The sequence below is a fragment of the Nesterenkonia sp. DZ6 genome, assembly GCF_022565835.1.
Lineage (GTDB): Bacteria > Actinomycetota > Actinomycetes > Actinomycetales > Micrococcaceae > Nesterenkonia.
Map to the genome: position 1 here is coordinate 451,208 of NZ_JAJOYW010000001.1, position 12,516 is coordinate 463,723.

General features: G+C 68.1%; 9 protein-coding genes and 3 tRNA genes. 1 reads left to right on the top strand and 11 read right to left on the bottom strand.

Annotated elements, in window-relative coordinates:
• Positions 1-96 precede the first annotated feature (96 nt).
• Positions 97-738 carry a hypothetical protein gene (locus LTH93_RS02030; RefSeq protein WP_241469922.1) on the bottom strand — a complete coding sequence of 214 codons (642 nt, stop codon included), beginning with the start codon at positions 736-738 and terminating at the stop codon, positions 97-99.
• A 243-nt stretch (positions 739-981) separates the two neighbouring features.
• Positions 982-2,733 carry a DUF4012 domain-containing protein gene (locus LTH93_RS02035; protein ID WP_241469923.1) on the bottom strand — a complete coding sequence of 584 codons (1,752 nt, stop codon included), beginning with the start codon at positions 2,731-2,733 and terminating at the stop codon, positions 982-984.
• Between the two features lie 110 nt (positions 2,734-2,843).
• Between LTH93_RS02035 and LTH93_RS13370 the strand changes: the two genes are divergently transcribed.
• Positions 2,844-3,674, top strand: a complete 831-nt coding sequence (locus tag LTH93_RS13370; RefSeq protein WP_241469924.1) for a CPBP family intramembrane glutamic endopeptidase — start codon at positions 2,844-2,846, stop codon at positions 3,672-3,674.
• 159 nt (positions 3,675-3,833) lie between these two features.
• On the opposite strand, the gene LTH93_RS02045 is transcribed toward LTH93_RS13370, so the two are convergent.
• The 9 genes from LTH93_RS02045 to serA form a co-directional block, all read right to left on the bottom strand.
• Positions 3,834-3,909: transfer RNA gene (locus LTH93_RS02045), tRNA-Glu, on the bottom strand.
• 92 nt (positions 3,910-4,001) lie between these two features.
• Positions 4,002-4,074, bottom strand: a tRNA-Glu gene (locus LTH93_RS02050).
• A 71-nt stretch (positions 4,075-4,145) separates the two neighbouring features.
• A tRNA-Gln gene (locus LTH93_RS02055) sits at positions 4,146-4,217 on the bottom strand.
• Between the two features lie 122 nt (positions 4,218-4,339).
• The gene (gene gltX, locus LTH93_RS02060; RefSeq protein WP_241469931.1) at positions 4,340-5,878 is read right to left on the bottom strand and encodes a glutamate--tRNA ligase; all 1,539 of its coding nucleotides are present in this window, start codon (positions 5,876-5,878) and stop codon (positions 4,340-4,342) included.
• Positions 5,879-5,886: 8 nt separating this feature from the next.
• Positions 5,887-6,660 carry a fumarylacetoacetate hydrolase family protein gene (locus LTH93_RS02065; RefSeq protein WP_241469933.1) on the bottom strand — a complete coding sequence of 258 codons (774 nt, stop codon included), beginning with the start codon at positions 6,658-6,660 and terminating at the stop codon, positions 5,887-5,889.
• Positions 6,661-6,719: 59 nt separating this feature from the next.
• Positions 6,720-7,793 carry a branched-chain amino acid aminotransferase gene (locus LTH93_RS02070; protein ID WP_241464380.1) on the bottom strand — a complete coding sequence of 358 codons (1,074 nt, stop codon included), beginning with the start codon at positions 7,791-7,793 and terminating at the stop codon, positions 6,720-6,722.
• 131 nt (positions 7,794-7,924) lie between these two features.
• Positions 7,925-9,016 carry a 3-isopropylmalate dehydrogenase gene (locus LTH93_RS02075; RefSeq protein ID WP_241469935.1) on the bottom strand — a complete coding sequence of 364 codons (1,092 nt, stop codon included), beginning with the start codon at positions 9,014-9,016 and terminating at the stop codon, positions 7,925-7,927.
• Between the two features lie 116 nt (positions 9,017-9,132).
• Entirely contained in the window at positions 9,133-10,743 is a 1,611-nt protein-coding gene (metG, locus tag LTH93_RS02080) for a methionine--tRNA ligase (protein WP_241469936.1), read from the bottom strand.
• Positions 10,744-10,853: 110 nt separating this feature from the next.
• Positions 10,854-12,449: a phosphoglycerate dehydrogenase gene (gene serA / locus LTH93_RS02085; protein ID WP_241469937.1), complete on the bottom strand. Its 1,596-nt coding sequence runs from the start codon at positions 12,447-12,449 to the stop codon at positions 10,854-10,856.
• Positions 12,450-12,516: the final 67 nt, after the last annotated feature.

Genomic DNA, 12,516 nt, shown 5'->3' on the forward strand with positions numbered 1-12,516 from the left:
CCCCTCAATGCGTGGTCCGGGACCACGCATACAAAAGCGCTCTGCGCCCGTTCCGTCAGGAAGCGGGCGCAGAGCGCAGAGAGTGAAGCTTAGTTGTCAGGCGTGTGACTTCTGGTTGCGAAGTGAGCGAGCGACGAGGATGGCACCGCCGACGAGCAGCAGTGCTGCGCCGCCGACCAGGATGCCGATCGAGCCCGGGCCGGTGGCGGCGAGCTCGTCGCCGGCGCCGGCTGCGTCTGCGCCGAAGGCGTCGGTGCCTGCTGCGTCGGCGCCGTCTGTGCCGGCGCCGTTGACGCCGGTGTTGGCTGCATCGGCACCGGTGCCGGCAGTATCAGTGCCGGAATCGTCGGTGCCTGCAATGGTGATGGTGACCGTGTCGGTCAGGCCGCTCTCGGCGCCGGTGGCGGTGAGCTCGTAGGAGCCCGAGGCGTCGCTGTTGAAGGTGAGCTCAGCGGAGACGTCGCCGTTCGGGCCGGCGGTCTTGGTGACATCAGTGCTGGAGACTGCACCGACAGAGGCGAGGCTCTGGGTGTTGCCGTTGATGCCGGTCAGCACGATGTTGACGTCCTCACCCGCGATGAAGATCGGGCTGAAGACCACGGTGATGGGCGTGTTGATCGAAACCGTGATGCTGTCAGGCGTCGGGGTCGGTGCGTAGGCCATGGCGGGGGCCGGGGCGAGAGCCACAAACCCGACGATGCCGGCGACTGAAAGGGTCTTTGCGAAGGTCTTCTTCATGGGGTCTACCTCAAAGCTGCAGGAATATTGGTTTAAAGCAATCTCCGTGAAGAGTCGCCAGGGATCTCCAGCTCCCGATCTTGCTGGGGCTGCGTGACATCATTCAATCTACGGTTCGTCACCGGCGAAATGCAAATTTCTCAGGGATACACACCCGATACCTGCTCGATCCAAAGGAAAAGATAAGACGCTCGTGATCTGCCGTACGCCTCAGGCGCTGGCTGCCGGCGAGCAACGGTGAGTTCAGCATTCCGGGTCGACGTCGACGGCGTTCAGCACGGGAGTCGAAACGATGTCCAGCTGGTCCCCGGTAGTCGTCTGCGCCTGCACATCGAGCGTGGCGGACTCGCCCGGCGCGAGGTCGGTGGTCCACTGGTAGACGTTGCGGCCGTCGTGCTGACCCGCGAGCTGCGCCTCACCGGCATCGCCGGTCAGTTCGGCCCCCTCGGGCAGGTAGACGTAGGCAAGCGTGCGGTTGATCCCGCGTGGGACGCCGCTCCGGGTCTCCTCGCCTGACGTGCCGAGCAGGTAGGCGGGGTAGTCGCTGATGTCTTCGGGGGCGTCGTTGCGCAGGGTCACGCGCAGGGATGCCGTGGCGTCGCTGCACCAGGCGGCGCTCGAGCCTGCCGCCATGTAGTAGTCGAGCTTCGCCCCGACGCCGTCGTTGAGATACACACCGAACGCGGTGTTCTCCTCGTCACTCGCCGGCATCGCACCTGCCACCGTGGTGTCCTCGAACAGCGCACGTTCTCCTTCGTCGGCGCTCCACACCAGCAGGCGGCGCTCGTCGACGGCCCGGGTGATGGCCTGCACCGCGGTGACCGGGTCCACGTCGTCGCTGAGCAGGGCCTCGAACACGGCGTCGGCAACGACGCCGAAGAATACGTCCTGCTCGGCGGGGTCCTCGTATCGCAGGTAGGCCTCGTTGAGCAGCAGCTGCACCGCGTTCTCGCTGGAGATCACGTCGCCGGTGGGCAGGTCCAACGGGCCCGTTGCTTCCAACAGGTAGGAGAGCGTGACCGGGTCGATCGCGATCACCCCCGTCGGGTCGCCCCCTTGATCGGCCTTCCAGAATTCGCGAGCCACGTGCGCGGCCTCGGCGAATTCGGGAATCATGGTGGGGTTCGCCATGTAGCGAGCGGGCCGGTCGCCGAAGATCAGCTCGGTGTCGAACTCGAGCGGCGTGATGGCACCCTCGCTGATGGCAAAGTCGACAGCGGGCACCTGATCGCTGAACTCGATCTCCCCATCGGTCGCGGTGAGCTTGATGACCGATCCGATGATGCCGCCCTGGGAACGCCATTCGGCGCTGTTCTGCAGGAGCAGCAGGTGCTCGCGCTGCCCCTCGGCGCCGAGGAACCCGGGCAGCAGCGAGGTCGCACGGGAGGTGCCTTCGAGCGTCGGCTCGATCTCAGCGAGCAGCTCATCGATCTGCGCAGTGCCGTCCCGCAGCGGACCGACGACGCCGGCTGGTTCGATCGTCGCGAGGCGGGCGCGAGCGTCGGTCACGGAGACCAGCGCCGACTCGACCTGCGCGTTGAGCGCGCTCAGTCCGGCGACATCAACCTGGCCCTCGCGCGGCAGCAGCGCGTCCACCCCGTCACCGGCCTCGGCCGCGGTGGCAAGCCCATCGCTGGCGAGATCGTCGAGCGTCTCGGTGAGCGTGCGTGTGGCGGTGAACTGCGGGCCCACCCACGGCACGCCCTCGGCGAGCCTCCACGCAGGCCCGGACGTGTTGCTGCGTGCGGCGGCCAGCTCGTTCTGCAGCTCGTCGACCTGCGACGTGTCGCCGGCGAGCACGGACTGCATGTCAAGTCCTGCAGCCACCTGCTGGGCGCGCTCGATGTGCGGCAGCGCGCGGACGGCACCGACTCCGGCCCAGGCGAGCACGACCACGAACCCGAGCGCGAGCGTGGTGACCAGCGCGAGCACGATCCGTCCGGCAGAGACCCGTCTTGTTGCGCCTCTGCGCCGATGCTGTCGCTTCCTGACCATGGGGGCCATCCTATGGCAATCCACAGGCTCGCCCTGTCGGCCGAATGATCAGCCGTGGCACGCGAGCGGACCCACGGCCACGCCCGCGTCTCTCAGGTAGGTTTAGCCGGGTGAAGTCCCCAAACTGCGCCGTCGAGACGGATCGCACCACCAGCCGCATCGAACCGCCCACCCCAGAGCACGTCACGCCCGTCGCGGTGAAGCACGCTTCCTCCGCTGAGCGGCGGGCCCGCGGGACACGGACCTGGCTCGAGGGCAGCCGGACGGCACGCGCCTGGAACGGCACGGTTCTCGCCTACACCGCGGTCGCCGTCGGCGCGGCCCTGGTGCTCTCGGTGGCTGCCCGGACCCAGCTGGAAGCTCCGCTCGGGCCGGTGCTGTCGTCCCTGTTGCTGTGGATCGGCATGGCTGTGCCCGTGGTCATCGCCATTGCCCGCTCCCGTCCCCGCGGCCTCTTTCGCTTCCGGTGGACCGACATCCTGTGGGGTCTCGGCCTCGGCGTCCTGCTGCGCATCGTGCAGGGATGGCTCGAGGTGGCCGCCGGCAGTCCTGGCGGGCTGCCGTCCTACCCGACCCTCAACGGCGACCTCAGCATCAACGCGACGTGGCTGCTCCTCGGCCTGTTCGCGCCCGTGCTGATCTTGCCGCTGGTGGAGGAGTTCCTCTTCCGCGGCGTGGTGCTGGTGTCCGTGTACCGCATGGCCCGACGCGGCGTGGAGGCCGGCCTGCTCGCCATCCTCGCCTCCACCGCTGCCTTCGTGGCGCTTCATGCCGTCAACGGGATGAACCGCTGGGACGAACCGGTCTACCTCGCGCTCGTCGGTCTGACCTGCGGCATGCTCGTGCTCTTCACCGGTCGGATCTGGGGCGCCGTGCTGGTTCACATGGTGTTCAACGGCATGTGGGTCGCGCTCGCCCTGACCGGGACCGCGCTGGCGTAGCCGCCGGCGGCCGAGACCGGGCAGGGAATTCGGCCACCATCAGCTCGCCGGACGACAACCGGAGAGACGCATAATGCCCGCCCCCTCAAGGGACGGGCATTGCGATGAGAAATTCCTCAGCCTCCGCTGCTCAGACACGGGGTCTGCGCTGCGGAGCCGTGGTGACCCCAGCGGGATTCGAACCCGCGTTACCGCCGTGAGAGGGCAGCGTACTAGGCCGCTATACGATGGGGCCCTATCAATTTGTGCCTCCCGCGCGGCGGGAGGGTCCTGCATTGTGGAATGTATGTCCCCCGCGCTCCGAGGAGCGTGGGGGACATACGGCCGTGACCCCAGCGGGATTCGAACCCGCGTTACCGCCGTGAGAGGGCAGCGTACTAGGCCGCTATACGATGGGGCCGTATTCCATAGCTGTGGCCCCCGTCGCCGAGGGCCGATCCTGCTGTGATAGAGACCATGTAAGCGTCTCCGCTGGGCTACTAGGACTCGAACCTAGAACGACGGTACCAGAAACCGCTGTGTTGCCAATTACACCATAGCCCAATATTTGCTTGTCAACGCCGTCGCAGCGGCCATATTTCCGCGCCGAGCAACGGGAATCAACTATACACACTGGTGGCGCCCAAGCACAAAATGAGCCCGGCGCCACCGGTGAGTGGAACAGATCAGCCGCGTGCGGCGACGAGCTCCCGGAACCGGCGCAGCCGGCTCAGCGAGGACTCGCGTCCCAGCAGCTCCATGGATTCGAACAACGGCGGGGAGACCCGACGTCCGGAGATCGCCGAGCGCACCGAGCCGAAGGCCTTGCGCGGTTTGAGCTCGAGCCCCTCCAGCAGCGCCTCGCGCAGCGCAGCCTCGATCACCTCGGTGCTCCACCGGGCGTCCTCGATGTCGCTGAGCGCCGCGATGGAGGCGTCCAGGGTCTCGAAGACCTGATCTCCGAGCCCGCTGAAGGCCTTGTCCTCGATGGCGAGGTCGGCGTCGTCGGTGAAGAGGAACGCCATCATGTCCGCACCCTCGTCCAGCAGCGCGATGCGCTCCTGAACCAGGGGCGCCGCGCCGTCGAGCAGGCCGGCCTGTCCCGGCGCCAGCTGCTCCCCCAGCAGGCCCCTGGCCTGCAGGTAGGGCACCAGGCGGTCGCGGAAGTCTGCGGCCTGGAGGCGACGGATGTGGGTGCCGTTGATGGCCTCGGCCTTCTTCACGTCGAAGCGTGCGGGGTTGGCCAGCACGTCGGTGATGTCGAAGTGCTCGATGAGCTGCTCCACGGTGAAGATGTCCTCATCGGCCGAGAGCGACCAGCCCAGCAGCGCCAGGTAGTTCAGCAGACCCTCAGGGATGAAGCCGCGGTCGCGGTGGTGGAAGAGGTTCGACTCCGGGTCCCGCTTGGAGAGCTTCTTGCTGCCCTCCCCCATCACGTAGGGCAGGTGACCGAAGACCGGCATGTGCTTGGCCACGCCGATCGCGTGCAGCGCCCGGTAGAGCGCCACCTGGCGCGGGGTGGAGGAGAGCAGATCTTCGCCGCGCAGCACGTGGGTGATCTCCATGGCGGCGTCGTCCACCGGGTTGACCAGGGTGTAGAGCGGCTGGCCGTTGGCGCGGGCCACCACGAAGTCAGGCGTGGACCCGGCGCCGAAGGTGATCTCGCCGCGCACGACGTCGGTGAAGGTGATGTCCTCCTCGGGCATCCGGAAGCGCAGCACCGGTTCGCGGCCCTCGGCACGGAAGGCGTCGATCTGCTCCTGGCTCAGCGTCCGGTCGAAGCCGTCGTAGCCCAGCTTCGGGTCCCGCCCGGCGGCCTGGTGGCGTGCCTCGACCTCCTCCGGGGTGGAGAAGGCCTCGTAGATGAATCCCGCCTGCAGCAACTGGCTGAGCACCTCGGCGTAGAAGTCACCGCGCTGGGACTGCCGGTAGGGGGCGTGCGGGCCGCCGGTCTCGGCGCCCTCGTCCCAGTCGATGCCGAGCCAGCGCAGCGCCTCGAGCAGCTGCTGGTAGGACTCCTCGGAGTCCCGTGCGGTATCGGTGTCCTCGATCCGGAAGATCATCTTGCCACCGGTGTGCCGGGCGTAGGCCCAGTTGAACAGGGCGGTGCGGATCAGCCCGACGTGCGGGGTGCCGGTGGGCGAGGGGCAGAAGCGGACCCGGACCTGCGTGCTCGGGTCGACGGCGGGGATCTCGGTGGACGGTGCAGCAGAAGTGACAGTCATGTGTGGAATCAGTTCCTGAAGTGGTTGACGAGGGTGCCGATGCCTTCGATGTCCGCCTCGAAGCGGTCTCCGGCGCCGAGCAGCCCGACGCCGGCCGGGGTGCCGGTGAGGATGACGTCGCCGGGGAGCAGGGTGAAGGCCTGGGAGATGTAGGCGATGAGCTCGGCCACGCCGAAGATCATCTCGGAGGTGGAGCCGTCCTGGACGGTCTCGCCGTTGAGCCGTCCGGAGATCCGCAGGCCCTCGGGCTCGAGGTCGGTCTCGATCCAGGGGCCCAGCGGGGTGGAGCCGTCGAAGCCCTTGGCGCGGGCCCACTGGCCGTCGGTGCGCTGTGCATCGCGGGCGGTGAGATCGTTTGCGACCGTGTAGCCGAAGATGACTTCCTGGACCCGATCCACCGGCACGTCCTTGCAGATGCGCCCGATGACGACGGCGAGCTCGGTCTCGTAGCTGATCTCCTCAGAGAAGGAGGGCAGCGTGACCGGCTCGTTGGGGCCCACCACGGCGGTGTTGGGGATCAGGAACAGCAGCGGCGAGACCGGGACCTCTCCGCCCATCTCCTTGACGTGGTCGGCGTAGTTGCGACCCACTCCGATCACCTTCGAGCGCGGGATGATCGGGGCGACCAGCCGCACGTCTTCGAGGCGGTGGGTGGTCTCGGTCTGCTGGATCCCTTGATAGAACGGGTCTCCGTTGAGCCCGATGATGGTTTCTTCGCCCTCTTCCCCGGTGACAAGACCGTAGGAGGGTTCGGCGTCCGTGACAAAACGAGCAATGCGCATGGGCCAACTCTATCGCCCACGCGCATTGCACGTTCCGCAGTGGTCCGTTCTCCAGCGGCTCAGGCGAGGCGGTGCATCCAGTCGTGGCGATCCTGGACCGTGCCGGTCTGGATGCCCAGCAGCTCCTCGCGGATCGAGAGGGTGACCGCTCCGGTGCCGGCGGAGGCGATGCTGCGCTCCCCGTCCAGCAGCTCCCCGATGGGGGTGATGACCGCGGCGGTGCCGCAGGCGAAGGCTTCGGTGATGCTGCCGTCGGTGATGCCGGCGTCCCACTCCTCCAGGGTGACCTGCCGCTCCTGGACCTCCATGCCGCGGTCCTTGGCCAGCTGGATCACCGAGGCGCGGGTGATGCCCTCCAGGATCGTGCCGGTCAGCGCGGGGGTGATGAGCTTGTTGTCGGCGGTCACCAGGAAGACGTTCATGCCGCCGAGCTCCTCGATGGCGTTCTCGCGCAGCGGGTCCAGGAAGAGCACCTGATCGCAGCCCTTGGCGGTGGCCTGCTGCTGGGCGGCCAGAGAGCCGGCGTAGTTGCCGCCGGTCTTGGCCGCGCCGGTTCCGCCGGGGGCGGCGCGGATGTAGTCGCGGGAGACCCAGATGCGCACCGGCTTGAGCTCGCCGCCGAAGTAGTTTCCGGCCGGAGACGCGATGACCCGGTAGGAGACCGCGTTGGCAGGCCGGACGCCGAGGAACGCCTCGGAGGCGAACATGAAGGGCCGCAGGTAGAGCGCCTCGCCGTCGCCGTCGGGGACCCAGTCCTTGTCGGTCTGGACCAGCTCCTCCAGAGATTCGATGAAGAGCTCCTCGGGGAGCTCGGGCAGCGCCATCCGCACGGCCGAGCGGTTGAGCCGTCGGGCGTTCTCCCACGGGCGGAAGGTGTAGATCCCCCCGTCGGCGTGCCGGTAGGCCTTCATGCCTTCGAAGACCTCCTGGGCGTAGTGCAGCACCGCCGCCGCCGGGTCCAGCGAGATGGGGCCATAGGGCTCCACCCGGGCGTTGCCCCAGCCACCCTCCGACGTCCAGTCGATCACCGAGGTGTGGTCGGTGAAGTTCGTCCCGAAGCCCGGGTTCGCCAGGATCTGCTGCAGCCGCTCGGGCGAGGTGGGCGTCGGGTGGGGGGTGTGATGGAACGTCATGGTGACCTTTCAGATGTGCACGAGCGGGTGCGCGCTGCGAGTGAGTCTCGTGCCCTACTCTACGAGACTCGCTCCCCCGGCCGCCCAGCACGGTTCGACTGGACAGCCGGGCTCAGCGGGTCGGGCCCGGTTCAGCTGACGGGCGCGGTGCGGCCGGACAGGCGCGCCACGAAGGCGTCGCCGCGCTGGCTGGTGTTCAGCCCGGAGATCCCGTCCTGCGCCCACTGGCTCAGCTGCGCGTGGACCGCGGCCTCCACCCGGGCCGCGGCTTCGCTCAGACCCAGGTGATCGAGCATCAGCGCCGCGGAGAGCACCGCCGCGGTGGGGTCGGCGATCGCCTTGCCGGCGATGTCCGGGGCGGAGCCGTGCACCGGTTCGAACATCGACGGCGCGGTGCCGGCGGTGTTGATCGAGGCCGAGGCGGCCAGGCCGATGCCGCCGGTGACGGCCGGGGCCAGGTCGGTGAGGATGTCGCCGAAGAGGTTGTCGGTGACGATCACGTCGAAGCGCTGCGGGTTGTTGACCATGTGGATGGTGGCGGCGTCGACGTGCATGTAGTCCCAGCGCACGTCCGGGAAGGACTCGGCGACGGCCGCCGTCGTCCGGGTCCAGAGGTCGCCGGAGTAGGTCAGCACGTTGTTCTTGTGCACCAGGGTCAGGTGCTTGTCCCGGGCCTGGGCGCGGACGAAGGCGTCCTGGACCACGCGGCGCACGCCGTAGGCGGTGTTGACCGAGACCTCGGTGGCGATCTCCGCGTCGGTGCCGCGGCGCAGCAGCCCGCCGTTGCCGGCGTAGGGACCCTCGGTGCCCTCGCGGACGACGACGAAGTCGATCGGGTTCTCCTCGTCCACGCCGCGCAGCGGGGACACGACCCCGGGGTAGGAGCGGGTGGGGCGCAGGTTCACGCAGTGGTCGAGGTTGAAGCGCAGTCCCAGCAGCAGCTCACGCTCGATGATCCCGGAGGGCACCCGGGTGTCCAGCGGGTCGGCGCCCACCGCACCGAAGAGGATCGCGTCGTGCCCGCGCAGGGCCTGCAGCGTCTCTTGGGTGAGGGTCTCTCCGGTGGCGAGCCAGTGCTCGGCGCCCAGGGAGTACTCGGTGTAGTTGAACTCGGCGCCCTCCGGGGCCAGCGCGGCGTCGAGCACCTTCCGGGCCTCCGCGACCACCTCGGGTCCGATGCCGTCGCCGCCGATTACTGCGATGTCAAATGTGTTCTGAGCCATAGCGTCACTCTATGTGCTGGGTCCAGGCAGGACGACAGGGTCGGCGCAGCCTCTCAGCATCTGAGATCAGGCCCGCACCGTGGCGCTGCTGCCCGCAGGGCGGTGATCTCCCCTGCTCAGTCGGTCTTCTCCTCGTGGCGAGGGAAGATCGGCGTGGGCTTGGCCAGCACGGTGCCGGGGAGAAGCTCGGTGTGGAAGGCTTCGAAGCTGCGCGGGCCCGCACCGGAGGCGTTGGTCCGTCCGGCGTCGCCGGCGGCCGCGACGTTCAGCGCGTCCAGGAGCCTGCTGGCGGACTCCGGCATGACCGGCTGCGCGAGCAGCGCGACCTTGCGCACCACCTCGGCGGTCACGAAGAGCACCGTGTTCATCCGGGAGAGGTCGGTCTTCTTGAGCTTCCAGGGCTCCTGCTCGGCGAAGTAGGCGTTGGCCTCCCCGAGGACGAACCAGGTCCGCTCCAGGGCGCGGTGGAAGTCCTGCATGTCATAGGCCTCGCGGCTGATCTCCAGCAGCTCATCGGCCTGGGCCAGGATCCGGCGGTCAGCGGCGGTGCGCTCACCCGGCTGCGGGATCATCTCGTCACAGTTCTTGGCGATCATCGACAGCGAGCGCTGGGCGAGGTTGCCCAGATTGTTCGCCAGATCGGAGTTCTTCCGGCCCAGCACGGCCTCATGGGTGTACGAGCCGTCCTGGCCGAAGGGGAACTCGCGCAGCAGGAAGAACCGCACGGCGTCGAGCCCGTATTCGGCGACCCAGTCGGCGGGGGCCACCACGTTGCCCACGGACTTGGACATCTTCTCCCCGGCGTTGTGCAGGAAGCCGTGGATCATCACCCGCTTCGGCAGCTCGAGCTGCGCGCTCATCAGGAACGCCGGCCAGAAGATGCAGTGGAAGCGGGAGATGTCCTTGCCGATGACGTGGACGTCGGCGGGCCAGAACTTGGCGAAGCTCTCGGACTCGGTGTCGGGGAAGCCGACGCCGGTGAGGTAGTTGGTCAGCGCGTCCACCCAGACATACATCACGTGGTCCAGGCCGGTCTCGGGCGCGGTGAGGTCCTTCGGCACCGGGACGCCCCAGTCGAAGGTGGTCCGGGAGATCGAGAGGTCGTCCAGACCCGACTCCACGAACCGGATGACCTCGTTGAAGCGGGTGCGCGGTCCGCCGAAGTCGGGGTTGTCCCGGTAGAAGTCGAGCAGCGGCTGCTGGTACTTCGAGAGCCTGAAGAAGTACGACTCCTCCTCGGTCCAGGTCACCGGGGTGCCGGTCTCGGTGGCGTAGCGCTCGCCGTCGGCGCGGAGCTCGGTCTCGTCGGCGGTGAAGAACCGCTCGTCGCGCACCGAGTACCAGCCGGCGTACTTGTCCAGGTAGATGTCCCCGGCCTCGACCATGCGTCGCCAGATGGCGGTCGACGCGGCGTAGTGATCCTCGTCAGTGGTGCGGATGAAGCGGTCGTAGGAGACGCCCAGGACGTCGTCGTCGACCCGCTTGAACTCCGCCGAGTTCCTGGTGGCCAGCTCGCGCGGAGAGATGCCCTCCTTCTCCGCGGACTGCTGCATCTTCTGCCCGTGCTCATCGGTGCCGGTGAGGAAGTAGGTCTCGTGTCCGTCGAGGCGCTTGAAGCGCGCCATCGCGTCGGAGGCGATGTACTCATAGGCGTGGCCGATATGCGGCGTCCCATTGGGATAGGAGATCGCAGTGGTGATGTAGAACGGGGGCTTGGAAGAAGTCACCCTAGGAATTTACCCCACGCGGTTGCCCGGCGAAGATCCCGGTGCAGGACTCGGTCCTCGAGACCTGCACCGAGACCTGCACCGAGACCTGCACCGGATCAGCGCTGGGCTCAGTCCTCGAGGTCGACCTCGGCGGCCAGATTGGCCTGGACCTCGGCGTTGATCGCGTCCAGCACCCCGGCGGGCAGCGCGGCGTCGATGGCCAGCACTGCCAGCGCGCGGCCCTCCTTGGTGTTCTGCGAGACCTGCATCCCGGCGATGTTGACCTGGTGCTCCCCCAGGATCCGGCCCAGGGCGCCGACGACGCCGGGGCGGTCGGCGTATTCGAGCACCACCAGGTGCTCGGTGAGCGCGATCTCCAGGTCGTAGCCGTTGATCCCGACGATCTTCTGGATCTGCTTGGGTCCGGTGAGGGTGCCGCGGACCTCCAGGTTGGTCCCGGAGCTGGTGGCGCCGCGCACGGTGAGCGCGTTGCGGTAGTCCTCGACCTCGGTGGTGGTGGTCAGCCGGGTGGAGATCCCGCGCTGCTCGGCGAGCACCGGGGCGTTGACGTAGGAGACCTGCTCCGAGACGACGTCGGTGAACAGGCCCTTCAGGGCGGCGAGCTGCAGCGCCGAGACGTTGAGCTCGGCGATCTCGCCGGCGGCCTCGGTCTCGATATCGGTGAAGGCCTCGGTGGCCAGGGCGTTGAGGATCCGGCCGAGCTTCTCGATCAGCGGGATCCCGGGACGGACCAGCTCGTCGATGGCGCCGCCGGCGACGTTGACCGCGTCGGGGACCAGCTCGCCGGCCAGGGCCAGGCGCACGGACTTCGCCACGGAGACGCCGGCCTTCTCCTGGGCCTCGGCGGTGGAGGCGCCCAGGTGTGGGGTGACCACCACGTTGTCGCGGGTGAAGAAGGGCAGGTCGGTGGAGGGCTCGGTGGCGAAAACGTCGACGGCGGCGCCGCCGATGGCACCCTCGGCCAGGGCCTGCTCCAGGTCGGCCTCGTCGATCAGACCGCCGCGGGCCACGTTGACCACGAACGCGGTGTCCTTCATCTTCGCGAAGGCCTCGGTGTTGAGCATGTTCAGGGTCTCGGGGGTCTTCGGCATGTGGATGGTGATCACGTCGGACTTCGCGTAGAGCTCATCCAGGGTGACCAGCTGGGCGCCGAGCTGGTGGGCCCGGGCGGAGGTCACGTAGGGGTCGTAGGCGATGACCTCCATGTCGAAGGCCTTCATCCGCTCGGCCACGAGACCGCCGATGCGGCCCAGGCCGATCACGCCGAGGGTCTTCTCCGCGAGCTCCATGCCGGAGTACTTCGAGCGCTTCCACCCGCCGTCGCGCAGCGACTGGTGCGCCGGGGAGATGTGCCGGGCCAGGCCCAGGATGTGGGCGCAGGTGAGCTCCGCGGCGGAGGTGATGTTCGAGGTCGGGGCGTTCACGACCATCACACCGGCCGCGGTGGCGGCCTTGATGTCGACATTGTCCAGACCCACGCCTGCCCGGGCGACGACCTTCAGCTGCTTGGCGTGGGAGAGCACCTCGGCGTCGACCTGGGTGGCCGAGCGCACCATGATGGCGTCGGCGTCGGCGAGATCGGCGAAGAGCCGCTCCCGGTCGGTGCCGTCAGACTGGCGGATCTCAAAGTCCGGTCCCAGCGCATCGACGGTGGCGGGTGAGAGTTCTTCGGCAAGTACGACGACGGGGCGGTGAGTGCTCACAATGTCCTTCTTCTGCTCGGGGCGCTTCTAGGGATGGCTTCGTGATGGGTGGTGCACGCGAAGACGG